Here is a 16,207-nt window from a genome sequence, read left to right as displayed (position 1 = left end):
TTGGGGCCGTCTTTGTCCGCGCTTCACCTCCGCCGCCTATCGTTGGGCCTGTGACCAGCCCAGACCTGTCCTCGGCGGCGGCGCGCACCGTGCCGCCCGTCCAGGTGATCGCCCACCGCGGTTCCTCCCACGCCCTGCCCGAGCACACCCTCGCGGCCTACCGGCGCGCGCTCGACGAGGGCGCGGACGCGCTGGAGTGCGACGTCCGGGTCACCGCCGACGGCGCGCTGGTCTGCGTGCACGACCGCCGGATCGGCCGGGTCTCCAACGGCCGGGGCACCGTTTCGGCCATGACCCTCGCCGAGCTGGAGGCGTACGACTTCGGCGCCTGGAAGACCGGCCGCCCCAGCACCGACCCGGAGCTGCGCGGCGTGCTGCGGCTGGAGCGGCTGCTGGAGCTGGTGGTGGAGTGCGGCCGCCCGGTGGACCTGGCGATCGAGACCAAGCACCCGGTGCGCTTCCGCGGCCGGGTGGAGGCCGAGCTGCTGCGGACCCTGGAGCGGTTCAAGATCGGCGCGGCCCGGGAGGGCGACCGCCCGTCCGCCCGGATCATGAGCTTCTCCTCGGTCGCGCTGAACCGGGTGGCCGCCGCCGCGCCGCGGTACCGGCGGGTCTTCCTGTTCGAGCGGACCCTGCCGCTGCTCGGCCGGCTGCGCGAGGGCTCGCCGCTGCCGGGCGGGGCGCGGATCGCCGGCCCGGGCATCGAGCTGGTGCGGGCCCGCCCGCAGCTGGTGACCCGGCTGCGCGAGCTCGGCCACGAGGTGCACGTGTGGACGGTGGACGAGCCGGCCGACGTCGAGCTCTGCCTGGAGCTCGGGGTGTCCGCGATCATCACCAACCGGCCCGCGGAGGTACTGGCGCAGCTCGGCCGGTGATCCACCGGTGATCCGTCGGCGCACCGAAGGCCGTACTCCTCCGAACCCCTCCGATCCGATCACTCTGGTCGGCAGTCAAACCTTCCTCGCGCGAAATTGCCGGAATTCTTGCATCCGGGCGACGGAGGGTGAGCGCGGAATGACCTGATGTCGACCGTCGGTCGCCGCACTCGAAATGGGCTCGCGGGATCGTCCGGTGCTCGTTTCCGACGCATTACCAAGGGGCATCTCTCCCTCGGCATACGCTGAAGGAGGTCCGGGGGTGGCGTTGATGGTGGCGCGTGAAGTGCCGACTTCATCGACCATGGCAGTGCCGCACGGCCCAGCGAGTGTCGGGGTCGCACGGCGCCGACTGCGTCGAGATCTGGGTGACCGGCAGGTACCCGAACCGGTCATCGATGATGCTGTTCTGATCCTTTCCGAGCTGTTGAGCAACGCCTGTCGGTACGCCCGTCCGCTCGGCCCGCTGCCGGCCCTGGGCCGCAGCGCCCGGGCCGAGGTGCTCGGGCAGGTGCTGGTCGGCGTCCCCTCCGGGGCGACCGCCGCGCAGGGCGCCCGGGAGCCCGCCGAGGGTCCGGCCGAGCCGGCCGGCGGAGTGCTGGTCCGCTGGCAGATGCACGCCGACGGGGTGCTCACCCTGGAGGTCACGGACGGCGGGGCGGCCACCCGGCCGCTGCCCGCGAGTCCCTCGCTGACCTCGCGCGGCGGCCGCGGCCTGAGCATCGTCGACCAGCTGGCCAGCGACTGGGGCGTGCGCGACGCCCCCGGCGAGGTCACGGTCTGGGCGGCGCTGCCCGCCCGGGCCCGGCACGCCCGGCGCACCGGGGGCGATGCCCGTAGCGCGTGAGCCGGGCTCGGGAAATGTGTCGTTAGGCTTCCCGGGACACAGGACCACCGTTCCCGGGAGAGCCGCAGCATGGGCAAGAAGGCCGCCAAGAAGGCGCCGCAGCGCCAGTCCACCACCGCCGTCACGGGCGAGATCCCCGTGGTCGGGGCCCGCGAGGACTGCCCCTGCGGCTCGGGCCGCCGGTACAAGGCGTGTCACGGCCGGGAGGCCTCGCACGCGGTGCAGGAGCTGGTGCACCGCCCGTTCGAGGGCCTGCCGGGCGAAGCCGACTGGGTGGCCCTGCGCGAGCTGGTGCCCGCCGCCACGGTGCCGCTGACGCTGGCCGCCGGGGTGGCCGACGGCGCGACCGGTGACGTCCCGTCGGTGACCCTGGCCACCGTGCTGCCGCTGGCCTGGCCGGCCCTGCGCCGCCAGGACGGCTCGATCCTGCTCGGCCTGCAGACCCAGTCCGCCTCCGGCGACCTCAGCCGCGACCTCGCGGACGCCCTGGAGCTGGCCCTGGCCACCGAGCCGGGCAGCCCGGTGCCGGCCCGCCGGACCGTCCCGGGCGGGCGCCGCCTGCAGGACCTGCTGGACACCACCGCCGCGTTCACGCCCGCCGTGCACACCGGCTTCGAGTTCTGGCTGGAGGACGCCGAGGCCGCCACCGGCGAGGTCGCCGCCTCCCTGGAGCGCGCCAACGCCTCGGCCATCCCGACCGAGAAGCTCGCGAGCGTGGACTCCGCGTACTGGTGCGGCACCCCGGACAAGAACCACCTGCGCTGGGTGATGACCGTGCCCGAGGAGAAGCTGCTGGACGCGCTGGCCCGGCTGAACACGGCCGGCGAGGCCTCGCTCGGCCCGGACACCCGCCTGGTCGGCTCCTTCCGCGCGCACGGCCTGACCGTCCCGGTGTGGGACCTCCCGCTCGCGATGACCGCCGCCGACTGCGAGAAGCCGGCCGCCGAGTTCGCCGAGCGGCTCGCCGCGGTGCTCGCCGACGCGGCCCCGCTGACCGCCGAGGAGCGGCGCACCCGCGCGAACCTGGTGAACCGTCAGGTCACCTTGAACTAAAGGGCGCAGGATCCGCGTGATACGCGTCACATTGTCGCGGTGAACGCGCAATTTCCGGGCGTGGAGGGCGTCTTGGAAATTGGCGCGGGCGCGGATCCTTGTTACTGTCTAAAGAGTCCGGCCGCTGGTGCATCCCCCGTCGCCAGCGGCCGGATCTTTTCTTTTTCCGGAGTGCCCCGCTCGGAGCCCCCGGACGGGCCCGGGCCGAGACCCGGGAGAAGCCCGGATCCGGGCCCGGCGGACGGTGTCGACAGCCCGTCCCGCTCCGGTGGGCCTCAGTAGGCCGAACGCCCGCTGTCCAGCCGGACCGTCGCCTCCACCAACTCCCCCAGCAGCGGCCCGACCTGCGGCAGCCAGACCCCGCCGCCGACGCCCGGTCGCGGCGCGAGCACCCAGCGCACCCTCCCCCAGCCTCCGGCCGAGGGGACCCCGACGGCCGCGCCGCCGGGCGGCAGCGGCAGGAAGCCGCCCGCCCCGTGGTAGCGCAACGAGCCCGGCACCCAAGGGAGTTGGGCGAGCATCTCGCCGAGCACGTCCAGCGAGTACGGGGCCACCAGCAGCGCGTAGCGGCCCGGCATCGCCAGCACCGGGCCGAGCGGCAGCCGCAGCGCGCCCAGGTAGACCAGCGCCCGGGCGCCGGCCGCCGCGGGCAGGCTGACCGCCGAGACCGTGGAGCCGGTGGCGGCCAGCACCGGCGCGTCCGGGCTCTGCCGCTCCCACCACCAGCGCACCATCCGGGCGTCCGTGGTGGCGGCCAGCAGCGAGGGGTCGTGCGGGTGCGCGCCGGGGACGGTGCAGTCCAGGTCGCCGCAGGAGCAGCGGCCGTCGCGCAGCACGGCGCCCGGCACCACGGGCCAACGGTGGTCGACGGCGGCCGTCAGGGCCGCGGCCAGCCGGGCGGAACGATCCTCCGACCGGTCTTTCGGGTTCTCACGCATGGCGCTCGTTCCTTTCCCTGACCGCTCGGTTCGCTCCGCTCCGCCGGCGTCCGTCGGGATCCTCCGCGCGGACCCGCCGCGGCACGGACCCGGGCGGCGCGGCGCGGGGTGGGCGGCAGGGCGGACGGCGCGGCACGACGTGGAGCAGGTGTGGAGTACGACGTGAAAGGGCCGCGCAGGGCACAGCCCTTGGAACGAGAATCCCGTACGCGACCGGATGGACGCCGCCCGGGCGCGCTTGGTTCCACCGTACGAGTGAGAGAGTTCCGGCCGACCCGGCTCACGGGCGGCACGGACATACGATCCGGACGGCCGCCCGGGCCGTCCTCCCCGTTCTGCCCGCTCGCGGCCCGCTCCATGCCTCCGGGCCGAGTGGCGCGCGCACCAACCACGCGCGCCCCCCGACCGGGTCGCGATCGATGTGGAACGGGCCACCGCGTCGTCCTGGATCTGGACATGCCCCGAATGGCCTGTGTAGAAGTGGTGGCATTGCTGTCGATCAATGACGAGTAGTAGCGAATCGAGGCGAAACACGCCCTTTGGCCGTGCTCGCTCCACATTGGCCGTACCTGGGGGTTTCGCATGGCACGTAGCACCGCGTCAGGAGTGACGGCATGAACGAGTCCCACCCGTCGACGGCCCTCCCGACGACGACCGCCGAGCCTGGCGAACCCGGCTGCGCGGGCGGGCTCACCGTCCTCGACCTGCCGGACCTCCCCGGCCCCGTCAACGCCCCGGACGGCACGGCGGACGGCCGCACGGCGCCCTCCGCCGCGCTGCAGGACCGTTTGGCCGGACGCCTGTCCGATATCACCAGCCTGCACGAGCACACCGAACGGCTCGCCCGCGCCCGCGGCCTGGCCGCCACCCTGGACACCGTCCTCGCCTCCGGCGCCGCCCTGCTCGGCGCCCGGCGCGGCATGCTGGTCACCCGGCGGCCCGGCGGCGGCCCCGGACAGCCGGTCGGCCACGGCCTCGACCGCGCCAGCCTCGGCGCCCTGGAGACCGTCCCGACCGAGCAGAGCCTGCTGGCCCGGCTGCTGCGCGAACGGGACCGGCCCGCCCAGCTGCACTCCCACGACCTCGCCGAGGACCCGGCCACCGGCGCCCGGCTGCGCGAACTCGCCGTCCACCTCGGCCTCGGCGGCGCCTACGGCCTGCCGCTCGCCACCGAGGAGGACGGCCCGCTCGCCGCCGCCCTCTGGTTCTACGACGAGCCCGCCGAACCGACCGACTGCCAGCGCGAACTGGCCCGCCACTACTGCGAGATCGCCGCCCCGCTGCTCGCCAAGCAGCTGGAGGCGGACCGGATCTCGCGCACCACCGAGGCGCTGCGCCGCGGCCTGCTGCCGGACCGGCTCCCCCGGGCCGCCGGGCTGCGGCTGGCCGCCCGGCTCGTCCCCGCCGGGCTGGAGCGCTCCACCGGCAGCGACTGGTACGACGCGATCCCGCTGCCCGACGGCACCATCGGCCTCACCGTCGGCTCCGTCTCCGGCGACGGCCCCGGCGCGGGCCCCGGCTCCGCCCCCGGCGCGGCCGCCGCGATGGGCCGGGTCCGGGCCGCGCTGCGGGCGTACGCGGTGCTGGAGGGCGAGGACCCGGTCTCCGTCCTGGGGGACCTGGAGCTGCTGCTCAAGACCACCGAGCCGACCCGCACCGCCACCGCCGTCTACGCCTGGATCGAGCCCGAGGAGCGCCGGATCACCCTGGCCGGCGCCGGGCACTGCCCGCCCGTCCTGGTCGGCCGGCACGGCGCCGAGTTCGTGGAGACCTCGCTCTCCGCCCCGCTCGGCATGCTGGCCTGCTGGGAGGCCCCCGGGGTGGAGTTCGTCGCCGAGCGCGGCGACACCCTGCTGCTCTACACCGAGGGCCTGGCCCGCCGCTGCGGCCCGACCCTGCACGCCGGGCAGGCCAACCTGCGCCGGGCCGCCGCCGACGCCCCGCGTGACGTGCGGATCGACCCGGACCGGCTCTGCGCCCACCTGCTGGCCGTCTGCCCGGACCCGGACGCCGGGGGCACGGCCACCGACGACCTGATGCTGCTGGCGGCCCGCTTCGAGTGACGGTTCGGGCCCGGAACGAACGGGCGGCCGTGCGTCCGTACCATGGACGGACGCACGGCCGCCCGCGCGTGTCGCGATCCGACACCTCCCCCAGGGGCGGCGGTACCACCCCCCAAGGAGGCGTTGCACGTGACCGAGGACCGTACCCCCGCGGTGGCCGAGAACCCCGAGGCCGAGGGCGGCGAGGAGCCTGAGCAGCACAAGGGCCGCAAGAACGGTCTCTACGGCGACATCTCCGACGAGCTGGCCGCCTCGATGAAGTCCGGCTGGGCCGACACCGAGCTGCACGGCCTCGCCCCCGTCGCCCAGGCCCCGTACGCGGCCGAGCGCCGCGCCGCGCTGTCCGCCGCCTACCCCGGCGAGCGCCTGGTCGTCCCGGCCGGCAACCTGCGGGTCCGCTCCAACGACACCGACTACGCGTTCCGCGCCGCCAGCGAGTACGTCCACCTCACCGGCGACCAGACCGAGGACGCGGTGCTGGTCGGCGAGCCGACCGGCGCGACCGGCCACGACTTCGTGCTCTACCTGCTGCCCCGCTCGAACCGCGAGAACGGCGAGTTCTGGCTGGACGGCTACGGCGAGCTGTGGGTCGGCCGCCGGCACAGCCTGGCCGAGCAGGAGCAGCTGCTCGGGCTGCCCGCCCGCGACGTGCGCAAGGCCGCCGAGGAGCTGGCCGCGAAGGCCGCCGACTCCGCCGTGCCGACCCGCATCGTCCGCGGCTACGACGCCGGCCTGGAGGCCGCGCTCGCCGACGCCCTGGACGCCGACAAGGACGCCGGGCTCAAGGAGTTCCTGAGCGGCCTGCGGCTGGTCAAGGACGCGTGGGAGATCGGCGAGCTGCGCGCCGCCTGCGACGCCACCGTCAAGGGCTTCACCGACGTGGTCCGCGAGCTGGGCCAGGCCGTCGCCACCTCGGAGCGCTGGATCGAGGGCACCTTCTGGCGCCGCGCCCGGGTCGAGGGCAACGACGTCGGCTACGGCACCATCGCCGCGGCCGGCCCGCACGCCACCACCCTGCACTGGGTGCGCAACGACGGCGACGTGCGCCCGGGCGAGCTGCTGCTGCTGGACGCGGGCGTGGAGACCAGCACCCTCTACACCGCGGACGTCACCCGCAGCCTGCCGATCAACGGCAGCTTCACCGAGGTCCAGCGCCGGATCTACGACGCGGTGTACGACGCCCAGGAGGCCGGCATCGCCGCGGTGAAGCCCGGCGCCCGGTTCCGCGACTTCCACGAGGCCTCGCAGCGCGTGCTCGCCGAGCGGCTGCTCGCCTGGGGCCTGCTGGACGCCTCGGTGTACGACGTCGAGAAGGTCCTGGAGCTGGGCCTCCAGCGCCGCTGGACCCTGCACGGCACCGGCCACATGCTCGGCCTGGACGTCCACGACTGCGCCCACTCGCGCCGCGAGGAGCACGTCGACGCGCTGCTGGTCCCCGGCATGGTGCTGACCGTCGAGCCCGGCCTGTACTTCCAGCAGGACGACCTGACCGTGCCGGAGGAGTACCGCGGCATCGGCGTCCGGATCGAGGACGACATCCTGGTCACCGCCGACGGCAACGAGAACCTCTCGGCCGGCCTGCCCCGCAGCGCCGAGGACGTCGAGGCCTGGATGGCCTCGCTCGCCTGAGCCTGCGCACGACGGCCGTGACGCGGCCACGATGAAGGGCCCGGCCTCCCGAGCAGTGGGAGGCCGGGCCCTTCGGCTCCGGTGCGGGCGTCCGTTACCGGCGGCCCTGGGGGTCGAAGGCGGGCCGGCGGGCGGCCTGGTGACCGTTCGCCTGGGCGCCCACCTGGACCTCCACGTCGTACTGCGGGGCCTTCTTCATCGTGATCCGGAAGGAGTACTCGGCCGAGTCGCCCCTCCGGTTGACCTCCAGCCCGGTCGGGGCGACCGCGGTCAGACCGTCGCAGGCCTCGCGCAGCTCGACCGGCTTCCACGCGCCGCCGGCCATGACCTCCAGCGTGACGTCGTCCGGGGTCAGCCACGAGGCGCTCGACACGGCCACCACGGGGTGCAGGTCCGCGGTGCCCTGCGGCGCGTCGACCACGAAGCCGAAGTCGGCGGGAGTCGTCCCGACCTTGGGGCTCGACGTGGTCACGCCGCTCACCACCGGGCTCTTGTGGTCGACGACCGTGGCGTTCAGCTCGGCCTTCGCGATGCCCTGGTAGTCCGTGGAGTTCGGCACGGGGGCGTCCGCCTCGATCGTGATCCGCCCCGGCCGGTTGGCCGTGGACAGCCGCATCCGGTACTCGATGGTCCGGCTCTCACCGGCGGCCAGCGTGAAGGCCCCGTCCTTCCGGTTGATCACGTAGTCCATCCCGGTGCCCTGGCTGAGCTCCAGCTTCTTCCAGCCCGAGGCGTCCTTGCGCTCCAGGGTGCCGTCCGCCGTCGCGATGATCCGGCTGCAGGGCGCGCCCTCGTACTGCTGGGTGGCCACCACCGGGGCGACGCTGCGGGTGCCGGTGGCGTCGTTGTTCTTCCAGGTCACGGAGAAGGACACCAGGCCGTTGAGCTCGATCTGCCCGCCCTCGTCCAGGCCGCCGAAGGTGATGCCGATCCCGCTTCCGCCGGACTCGGCGGGGCCGGCCTTCGGCGCGGCGGGCTTGACGGCGGGCTTGGCCGGCGCCTTCGCGACGGGCCTGGCCTCGGCCTTGGCGGCCCCGGCCGCGGGCGCCGCGGCGGCCGGGGCGGGGGTGGTCGGCGCGGCCTCGGTGGTCGGCGCGGCCGGGGCGGGGACGGTCGGGACGGCGCCCGCACCGGGGGTGGCCGACGAGGTGACGGCCGGGGTGGAGGCGGGAGCGGAGGCGGCGACGGACGCCTCGCCGTTCGTCGGGCCGCAGGCCGCGATTCCCACGGCGGTGACGACGGCCAGCGGGACGATCTTCGCAATACGGGCGATAACGGACGCGTTCATGTGACAGTCCCCCCAAGGACATGGTGATGGTGGTGATCGAATGAGCGGGCGCCTACGGTCGCGCCCCGAGGAACCGGCCCGAGCCCCCCGGCTCCGCCGGCTCGCTCTCCCTGCCTCTCACCCTGATAGACGTCCATCCCGCCGGGGGGTTGCAGGCCGGTTCGAAGAATTTTTCCCGGCCCCTCCCCGGAACGCCGAAAGGCGCCGCGACCGGGGGAAACCCGGTCGCGGCGCCTCAACTGCCAGTGTGGAACGGCTACTTCACGACCGTCACCGGGACGATCAGCTCCTTCACGGAGGTCAGCGGCGCGGAACCGTCGTACGGCAGCACCGCCTGGACGGACACCGGCATCGTGCCGGGCCCGTCCAGCTTGTCGAGGGCCATCCGGTACGTCACCGTCCTGGACTCTCCCGGCGCGAGCGAGAACTGGGCCTGCTGGCCCACCATGGCGTAGTCCATGCCGCCGCCGATCGCGAGCGGGATCTCCTTCCAGACGCCGCCGTCCTGGCGCTCCAGCTTGCCCTTGTTCATCGTGACCATCTCGCTCGGCGGCGTCCCGGCGTACTCCTTCGTGTAGACCAGCGGCTGGAGCTTGTCGTAGGTCTTCTGACCGGTGTTCCGGTACGTCACCGTGAAGGTCACCGGGGTGCCGTTGGTGGACACCTTCTGCCCGGCGCCGAGGCCGCCGTCGACCGTGATCGCGATGTCCTTCGCGCCCTTGTCGGACGCGGTCAGGGACGGTGACTTGTGGCCGCTCACGTCCAGGCTGTTGACGATCGCCGTCAGGCCCGACTGGTAGTCGCTCTTGAGCCCGTTCGCCACCACGAAGACCTGGTCCAGGCCCATCCCCCACAGCTGGGCGGTGAAGGTGTCCCCGGGCTTGCAGGTGACGTTCCACTGGGTCTTGTCGATCGTCTTGCCGGCCACGGTGGACTTGGTCCGCACGGGTGCGCCGACCGAGGAGTAGCCGTTGTCCGGGAAGTAGGGCCGGCCCCAGATCGGGCAGTTCGGCTGGTGGCCCCAGCCGCTGTCGGCGACCAGGTCGTCCGTCGTCGGCCAGGCGCCGCCCTCGAGTTCGTCCGGGGAGTTGTAGGCCACGACCAGGACGCCGTACGGCTCGCACCTGGCCGGCGCCCAGCCCTGCTGCGGCTCCGTCGGCGCGCCCGGACTCAGGACGCAGACCCGGTCGGCCGAGACCGGTACGGCCTTCCAGCCCGCCGGCACCTTGAACTTGACGCCGCGCAGGCTGGACGAAGTCGCCGGGCCGCTCGCGGTGCCGGGGGCGGAGGTCGCGGTGGTCGGGACGCCGTCGGCGAGCGGGACCTCCGTCTCGGCCTCGCTGGTGGGCGTGCCCGGATCGGTGGGGGCGGCCGTCGGGCTGGGGTCGCCGGTCGGCTCGGGCGTCGGGCTCGGCGAGCTGGTCAGGGTGGCGGCCGGGGGCGGGACCTCGTCCTGGGCGACCGGCTCGCCGTGGAAGGTGAGCACGCCGAGCGCCATGGCGGCGGCCAGGCCGAGCGGCACGGTGACGGCGTACACCGGGCGCAGCCGGCGGATCCGGTTCTTCGGGGGAGCGGCCGGGCGCAGGCTGGCGGCCGTGACGAGGGAGGCCCGGGCCGTCATCGCCTCGCGGAGCAGCCGTTCCGTCGGTGTCTCGGCCGGCCCGTCGCCGTCGCCGCCGGTGCGGCGGGGGAGCTTGTCGGTCATCGAACCTTCTCCAGGTGCTTTTCCAAGGCGTCCAGAGCGCGGCTGGCGGTGGACTTCACGGCACCCCGGGACAGTCCCAGGGTCTCGGCTATCTGCGCCTCCGACAGGTCGGACCAGTAGCGCAGCACCAGCACCTCACGCTGGCGGGGAGTCAACTCCTGCAGGGCCACCAGCACCCGGCGGTGCTCGTCGTTGAGCACCGCGTGGTCCTCGGCGGACGGGGCGTCGGCCACGTGCGGCGGCACGTACTCGCGGGCGGTCTTGCGGCGGCGCAGCATCGAGCGGGCGCCGTTGACCACCGAGGTGCGCAGGTAGCCGAGCGCGTTGTCGAGGTCGTCCAGCTCCTCGCCGTAGCGCTGGTAGAGCTGGGTGAAGGCGTCCTGGACGACGTCCTCGGCCAGGTCCTGGTGGTCGACCAGCATGACCGCCATCCGGACCAGGCCGAGCCGGTGGGCGTGGTACAGGTCGGTCAGGGTGGGCCGGTCCTCGGCGGGCTTGCGACCGCCGCGCAGCAGCCGGAAACCGGAGCGGCGCTGCTTCGCCTCCTGCTCGGTGGCGGCGCCGGCGAGCGGCTCGCCGGCCTCCTGCGCGCCGAACAGCGCGGCGACGACTCCACGGATGGAGAAGCCCCGCCCCCCTGCCTGCGCGGCGGTCGGCCCGATGGCCATGGACATGCGCGTTTCCGCTTTCCCCCGGGACGGTGACGGCGGCCGCCGTTCCGTCAGGTCACCTGATCAAGATCGTGATCGGGGGGATCATCCCAGCCGCCCTCTGCCGGGTTCCCTCCGCCCCCGTATCAAAGGACGTGTGACGGGGGTGAAGGTTGCAGGCGGGTTCGAAGAAAATTCCGAAGGGGTCGGGACGGCTACACTCACCGGCATTCCGCCACCCGTGAGCAGGGGGTTCGCATGGCCGAGCAGCACGCCGAGGACCGGACCGGTGCCGCCCCGCGGCCGGTGCCCGTCGCCATCGGCCGGCGCCCGGAGCCCGTGCACGACGTCGCGGTGTACGCCTTCCCGGGCATGGCGCCGTTCGAACTCGGCGTGGTGGTCGAGGTGTTCGGACTGGCGCGGCCCGAGCTGGCCGGGCTGCTGGCGGCGCCCTGGTACGGGCTGAAGGTCTGCGCCGACCGGCCCGGGACGCCGCTGGAGGCGGTGGGCGGCTTCGCGCTGACCGCCCGGCACGGGCTGGACGAGCTGGCCGCGGCCGACACGGTGGTGGTCCCTGGGGTGCCGAACCCGTTCGGCGGCGTCTCCCCCGACCTGGTCGAGGCGCTGCGCACCGCGCACGGGCGCGGCGCCCGGATCGTGTCGATCTGCTCGGGCGCCTTCGCACCGGCCGCCGCCGGACTGCTGGACGGCCGGGAGGCGACCACCCACTGGCGGTACGCCGAGCTGCTCCAGCAGCGGTACCCGGCGGTGCGGGTCGACCCCGACGTGCTGTACGTGGACAACGGCGACGTGCTCACCAGCGCGGGCAGCGCCGCCGGCATCGACCTCTGCCTGCACCTGGTCCGCCGGGACCACGGCGCCAAGGTGGCCAACGCGGTGGCCCGCCGCTTCGTGGTGGCGCCGCACCGGGACGGCGGGCAGGCCCAGTTCGTCGAGGCGGCGGTCCGCCCGGTCGAGGAGGAGGACGACGGGATCGCCCGCAGCATGCGGTGGGCGCTGGACCACCTGTCGTCCCCGCTGACCATCTCGCAGCTGGCCCGCGCCGCCCGGATGTCGGACCGCTCGTACCTGCGGCACTTCACCGCCCGCACCGGGACCAGCCCGATGCGCTGGGTCGTCACCCAGCGCATCGCGACCAGTCTGGCGCTGCTGGAGTCGCCGGAGGGGACGGTGGAGGAGATCGCCGCGGCGGTCGGCTTCGAGAGCGCCGCGACCTTCCGCCACCACTTCGGCCGGGTGATGCGCACCTCGCCGACCGCCTACCGGCGCTCCTTCGGGCGCGGGGTGGCCTGAGCGCGCGGCCTACTGCCCCTCGCGCTCCTCCGCGCGCTTCTCCTCGGCCTTCTCCGCGGTCCTCTCCCCGGCCTTCTCCGCGGACTTCCCCTCGCGCCGGTCCGCGTTGGCGACGATCGCGTCGTGCAGCCACTGGGCCAGGCCCGGCGCGATCTTCTCGTAGGTGTCGGTCCAGCGCGGGTCCGAGACGTACAGGCAGGCCAGGCCGCGGTGGATGGTGTACGTGCAGTCGTAGAAGTTCTGGCGGATGTGCTGCCGGTGCTCCTCCGCGAGGCCGGTGGCCACCGTGCCGTCGGCGGGCTCGCCGGCGGTGACCGCCCCGGCCAGGCGCTCGTTGAGCGCGGTCATCTCGACCTGGATGCGCTGCCAGTCGGCCTTGGAGTAGCCGCCGGTGCGGCGCTGCGACTCGGCCCAGGCCGCGGTGTCGCCCCAGCGCTGCTCGGCCTCCTGCTCCCAGTCCTCCTGGTAGCCCTCGCCGAAGATCTCGAACTTCTCCTCCGGGGTCAGCTGAATGCCCATTCTCCGTGCCTCCATGGCGTGTTCGACGGCTGAGGCGAGCTCCTGGAGGTGACCGATCCGGTCGGTGAGCAACCGGTGCTGCCGCCGGAGGTGCTCGGTCGGGCTGACCGAGTCGTCGTCCAGGATCGCCGCGATCTCGTCCAGGGGGAACCCGAGCTCCCGGTAGAAGAGGACCTGCTGCAGCCGGTCGAGGTCGGCGTCCACGTACCGGCGGTAGCCGGACCGGGTCCGGCCGGCCGGGGACAGCAGGCCGATCTCGTCGTAGTGGTGCAGGGTGCGGACGGTCACCTTGGCGATCTTCGCCACGGCGCCGACCGAGTAGCCCTCACTGGTCATCGGGGTTCCTCCCTGGTGCTGACCACCACCCTCGGCTCTCACGTCGCGTGAGGGTCAAGCCGTGGACGGGGACGGGCCCGTGCCGTCAGACCCCGGCGCCGGCCAGCGCCCGCTCGCGCCGCCGGCCGCCCCGACCGCCCCGACCGCCCCGGCGGCCGGTGCCGCCGCTGCCGCCGTCGCCCGGTGCGCCGGGCCGCTGCCGCCGGGACCGCTGGGTGGGCCAGAACAGCACGTACCCGGCGGAGACCACCACGAAGGCGAGCCGGACGAAGCCGCGGGCCGCGTCGGACGGGAGCAACAGCGTGCCGCCGTACAGCGCGGCCAGCGCGATCCAGCTCCACCACGGGACGAGCCGCTTCTGCCCGACGGCGTCCCAGAGCAGGGTGCCGAGCAGGATCGAGGCCGTGTAGTACGTGTAGACGCTCGGGTCGAGCAGGATGCGGGCGTCCGCGCCCAGCAGCACCACGGCCGGCCAGCGGCCGCGCCAGACGGCGACGCAGCCGAGCCCGATGCCGAGCGCGAACTGGGTCGGCCGGTCCCACCAGGGGGTGGCCGGGTCGGTGACCCCGAACCAGCGCAGCGCGGAGGCGGGCTGGTTCGGGATGGTGAACTTGGCGGCCGCCATGGTGTCCAGGTTGCCCAGGTAGAACGGCAGCCAGGCGATCGCCACCAGGGCGCAGAACCAGAGCGCGGTGCGCAGCCAGGCGGGCCGGGGCAGCGCCAGGATCAGCGGGGCGAAGGCGATCGCCCAGGGCTTGGAGTCCACCGCCAGCGCCAGGAAGACCGCGACCTGAACGGGCTTGCCGCGGGCCAGGGCGTGCGCGGCGAGGGTGGTGAAGAACAGCGCGAGGACGTCGTCCAGGTGCGCGAAGCGGACCGAGACCTCGACCCACATCGGGATGAACGCCAGCCCGGCGATCAGCAGCCGCTGCTGCAGCCGCCGGTGGTTGGTCCCGGTGCCGAGGTAGTACAGGGCCGCGGTGCGGCCGACCACGACCAGCATCACCAGGCCCAGCCCGGCGCTCACCGCCTCGGCGATCAGCTCGCCGGTGTGCGGTGCGAACGGGGCGGTGAGCCGGGCCGCGGCCAGGCTGACCGGGCCGATCTGGAGCTCCGGGTGGTGGGCGTAGAGCGACAGGCCGCCGTCGGGCTGGCCGCTGAAGAGCAACTGCTCGCCCTGGCGCAGGTAGTGCCAGGAGAAGCCGCCGCTGGGCTCGACCAGGAGGAACCAGAGCACCGTCCAGGCGGTCAGCAGGACGTGGTGCCTCCGGAGCGGCAGCCCGGCTATCCGCCCGGTCGTCGCCTCGTAGTCGGTGGTGGTCCGTGCCGTGCGTGCTACCCGCACCTGTCCTCTCCCCGCCGTTCCGCCCCCCTCCGGCCGGACATCCTATGTGACGGAGGAGAACCGTCCGGACCGCCCGCGGGACGGCCCCGGTCGGCCCCCGGAACGGCCCGTGCCGCCCGCGGATCCGTCCGAGGGGACGGTGCGGGCGGCACGGGGGTGTTCCGGATCAGTGCGCTTCGGGTCGGCGCGCCTCGGGTCGGCGCGCTCGCGTCAGCGCGCTTCGCCTCAGCCCTGCTGGGCGGACTTGCGGCGGCGCAGCACCACGAGGGTGCCGACACCGGCCACCAGGACGGCGCCGCCGGTGGCCGCGATGGCGGTGGTGTTGCTACCGCCACCGGTCTGGGCCAGGGCCTTGTCGCTGCCGTCCGCGGCGGCCTTGGCCTTGTCGACGGCGGCCGGGGTCAGCGGCGGCGGGGTGATGACCGGGGGCTCCACCGGGAAGTCGATCGGGCCCGAGGTGTCGCCGCTGCTCTCGACCGGGGCCGGGGCGGTGGCCGAGCCGGAGGGCTCACCGGTGGCCGGAGTGGTCGGCTTCTCGGTCGGCTTCTCGGTGGGCTTCTCGGTCGGGGTGTCGGTCGGCTTGCCGGTGGGCGTCTCGGTCGGCTTCTCGGTCGGCGTGACGGTCGCGGTGGCCGACGGCGAGCCGCTCGCGGTCGGGCTGGGCTTGCCCGTCTGGGACTGGGTCGGCGTCGGGCTGGGCTTGCCGGTGTGCGTCGGGGTCGGCTTGCCGCCCGGCGCCTTGATGGTGAAGCCCACGCCGCCGTCGCAGCTGAGGTGGCCGTTGTCGACCGGCTGGTGGGTGGAGTCGTCGAGCTGGGCGGCGAAGACGACCGGGACGACGCCGGCCCGGCCGAGCGGGGAGCCGTCGGTGAAGGACGCCCGGACCTTGATCGGGACGTTCTTGCCGCGGTTCACCCCGAGCAGGTCGTCGGCGACCGGGTTGCCGGCCGAGTCGAGGGTGCCGAGCATCATCAGGACGGAGCTGTTCTTCTCGCCGCTCTGGTCGGGGGCGACCACGGCGGTCTGCCACTCACCGCCGGGGAGCCGGTACTGGACCTTGAGGTCCTTCGCCTGGAGCGAGCCCGCCTTGTTCTTGAACTTGAGCAGCGGGATGAAGACGAAGTCGTGCTTCGTCCGGTTGTCGATCTTGAAGGTGAACTCGCGGGCGTCGCCGCCGGCGATGAAGGTGCCGGGCACGCCGTTCAGCGAGAGGTCGAGGCTCGCGCGCGACGCCTTGTCGGCCTGCGAGGCGACGGCGGACGGGGTGCCGGTGGCACCGACGGCCATGGCGCCCTGGGCGCCGGCCAGGACGAGCGAGGACGCGAGCGCGGCGGCCCCGGCAAGGGCAAGACTGCGACGTATGGACAAGGGAGACCTCACGGAAGTGTCCGGGCGAGGCCCGGGCGCGAGGGGGCGGCCGAAGAACGCCGCGGACCCCCCGCGAAAGCTGAAAGTGCGACGGAGAGTACCGAACGACGGGACCGGTCCGGAAGGCGGGTGGCACACTGCGGTCCGGGCCCGGGAGAGGGCTGCCCGATTCGTCCAACTCTGGCCGTCCGTACGCCTTTTGCGCTCGGCTGGGACGGCGGCCGGATGACGGGTACACGCCCGGAGGACGGTACCGCACGACCCCCGGCGGCGGGCG

The 16,207-nt window shown here is 74.1% G+C and carries 13 protein-coding genes; 6 read left to right on the top strand and 7 right to left on the bottom strand.

Annotated features, from left to right (window positions below; translation table 11 throughout):
- Positions 1-50 precede the first annotated feature (50 nt).
- The 3 genes from ACWDCZ_RS00710 to ACWDCZ_RS00700 all read left to right on the top strand — a co-directional run bounded on the left by ACWDCZ_RS00710 (position 51) and on the right by ACWDCZ_RS00700 (position 2,775).
- Positions 51-875, top strand: coding sequence for a glycerophosphodiester phosphodiesterase (locus ACWDCZ_RS00710; RefSeq protein WP_380777134.1), 825 nt, complete (start codon positions 51-53; stop codon positions 873-875).
- A 427-nt stretch (positions 876-1,302) separates the two neighbouring features.
- Positions 1,303-1,722, top strand: coding sequence for an ATP-binding protein (locus tag ACWDCZ_RS00705; protein WP_380744302.1), 420 nt, complete (start codon positions 1,303-1,305; stop codon positions 1,720-1,722).
- Between the two features lie 69 nt (positions 1,723-1,791).
- Entirely contained in the window at positions 1,792-2,775 is a 984-nt protein-coding gene (locus tag ACWDCZ_RS00700; protein ID WP_049655150.1) for a DUF5926 family protein, read from the top strand.
- A 275-nt stretch (positions 2,776-3,050) separates the two neighbouring features.
- Here the strand turns inward: ACWDCZ_RS00700 and ACWDCZ_RS00695 are convergent, their stop codons facing one another.
- Positions 3,051-3,713 (bottom strand): bifunctional DNA primase/polymerase, encoded by a 663-nt coding sequence (locus tag ACWDCZ_RS00695; RefSeq protein ID WP_049655147.1) that lies wholly within the window; start codon positions 3,711-3,713, stop codon positions 3,051-3,053.
- A gap of 614 nt (positions 3,714-4,327) precedes the next feature.
- On the opposite strand from ACWDCZ_RS00695, the gene ACWDCZ_RS00690 reads away from it, so the two are divergent.
- Together ACWDCZ_RS00690 and ACWDCZ_RS00685 are read left to right on the top strand one after the other, a co-directional pair.
- Positions 4,328-5,776, top strand: a complete 1,449-nt coding sequence (locus ACWDCZ_RS00690) for a PP2C family protein-serine/threonine phosphatase (RefSeq protein ID WP_380744300.1) — start codon at positions 4,328-4,330, stop codon at positions 5,774-5,776.
- Positions 5,777-5,905: 129 nt separating this feature from the next.
- On the top strand, positions 5,906-7,405 hold the full coding sequence (locus ACWDCZ_RS00685; protein WP_074001837.1) for an aminopeptidase P family protein: 1,500 nt from the start codon (positions 5,906-5,908) through the stop codon (positions 7,403-7,405).
- 94 nt (positions 7,406-7,499) lie between these two features.
- On the opposite strand, the gene ACWDCZ_RS00680 is transcribed toward ACWDCZ_RS00685, so the two are convergent.
- The 3 genes from ACWDCZ_RS00680 to ACWDCZ_RS00670 all read right to left on the bottom strand — a co-directional run bounded on the left by ACWDCZ_RS00680 (position 7,500) and on the right by ACWDCZ_RS00670 (position 11,072).
- A complete protein-coding gene (locus tag ACWDCZ_RS00680; protein ID WP_449814837.1) occupies positions 7,500-8,693 on the bottom strand; it encodes a hypothetical protein in 1,194 nt (397 codons plus the stop codon).
- 256 nt (positions 8,694-8,949) lie between these two features.
- Positions 8,950-10,398: a hypothetical protein gene (locus ACWDCZ_RS00675; RefSeq protein WP_449814836.1), complete on the bottom strand. Its 1,449-nt coding sequence runs from the start codon at positions 10,396-10,398 to the stop codon at positions 8,950-8,952.
- Positions 10,395-11,072, bottom strand: a complete 678-nt coding sequence (locus ACWDCZ_RS00670) for an RNA polymerase sigma factor (protein WP_241852808.1) — start codon at positions 11,070-11,072, stop codon at positions 10,395-10,397. Before ACWDCZ_RS00670 ends, ACWDCZ_RS00675 begins: the two co-directional genes overlap by 4 nt.
- A 234-nt stretch (positions 11,073-11,306) precedes the next feature.
- On the opposite strand from ACWDCZ_RS00670, the gene ACWDCZ_RS00665 reads away from it, so the two are divergent.
- Entirely contained in the window at positions 11,307-12,362 is a 1,056-nt protein-coding gene (locus ACWDCZ_RS00665; RefSeq protein WP_449814835.1) for a helix-turn-helix domain-containing protein, read from the top strand.
- A gap of 9 nt (positions 12,363-12,371) precedes the next feature.
- Here ACWDCZ_RS00665 and ACWDCZ_RS00660 read toward each other — a convergent pair whose 3' ends face one another.
- The 3 genes from ACWDCZ_RS00660 to ACWDCZ_RS00650 all read right to left on the bottom strand — a co-directional run bounded on the left by ACWDCZ_RS00660 (position 12,372) and on the right by ACWDCZ_RS00650 (position 15,930).
- A complete protein-coding gene (locus tag ACWDCZ_RS00660; RefSeq protein WP_449814834.1) occupies positions 12,372-13,217 on the bottom strand; it encodes a MerR family transcriptional regulator in 846 nt (281 codons plus the stop codon).
- Between the two features lie 85 nt (positions 13,218-13,302).
- Positions 13,303-14,562, bottom strand: coding sequence for a hypothetical protein (locus ACWDCZ_RS00655; protein ID WP_449814833.1), 1,260 nt, complete (start codon positions 14,560-14,562; stop codon positions 13,303-13,305).
- A 225-nt stretch (positions 14,563-14,787) separates the two neighbouring features.
- Positions 14,788-15,930: an LPXTG cell wall anchor domain-containing protein gene (locus ACWDCZ_RS00650; protein WP_143204510.1), complete on the bottom strand. Its 1,143-nt coding sequence runs from the start codon at positions 15,928-15,930 to the stop codon at positions 14,788-14,790.
- Positions 15,931-16,207 lie beyond the last annotated feature (277 nt).

This window comes from Kitasatospora sp. NPDC001225, from assembly GCF_053597855.1.
This window is presented reverse-complemented; position numbering and strand designations above follow the sequence as displayed.

Excerpts from the sequence above, each read along its gene's own strand:
- ACWDCZ_RS00680 (WP_449814837.1), bottom strand. The coding sequence starts at position 8,693 with ATGAACGCGTCCGTTATCGCCCGTATTGCGAAGATCGTCCCGCTGGCC.
- ACWDCZ_RS00665 (WP_449814835.1), top strand. The coding sequence starts at position 11,307 with ATGGCCGAGCAGCACGCCGAGGACCGGACCGGTGCCGCCCCGCGGCCG.
- ACWDCZ_RS00695 (WP_049655147.1), bottom strand. The coding sequence starts at position 3,713 with ATGCGTGAGAACCCGAAAGACCGGTCGGAGGATCGTTCCGCCCGGCTG.
- ACWDCZ_RS00675 (WP_449814836.1), bottom strand. The coding sequence starts at position 10,398 with ATGACCGACAAGCTCCCCCGCCGCACCGGCGGCGACGGCGACGGGCCG.
- ACWDCZ_RS00690 (WP_380744300.1), top strand. The coding sequence starts at position 4,328 with ATGAACGAGTCCCACCCGTCGACGGCCCTCCCGACGACGACCGCCGAG.
- ACWDCZ_RS00700 (WP_049655150.1), top strand. The coding sequence starts at position 1,792 with ATGGGCAAGAAGGCCGCCAAGAAGGCGCCGCAGCGCCAGTCCACCACC.
- ACWDCZ_RS00670 (WP_241852808.1), bottom strand. The coding sequence starts at position 11,072 with ATGTCCATGGCCATCGGGCCGACCGCCGCGCAGGCAGGGGGGCGGGGC.
- ACWDCZ_RS00660 (WP_449814834.1), bottom strand. The coding sequence starts at position 13,217 with ATGACCAGTGAGGGCTACTCGGTCGGCGCCGTGGCGAAGATCGCCAAG.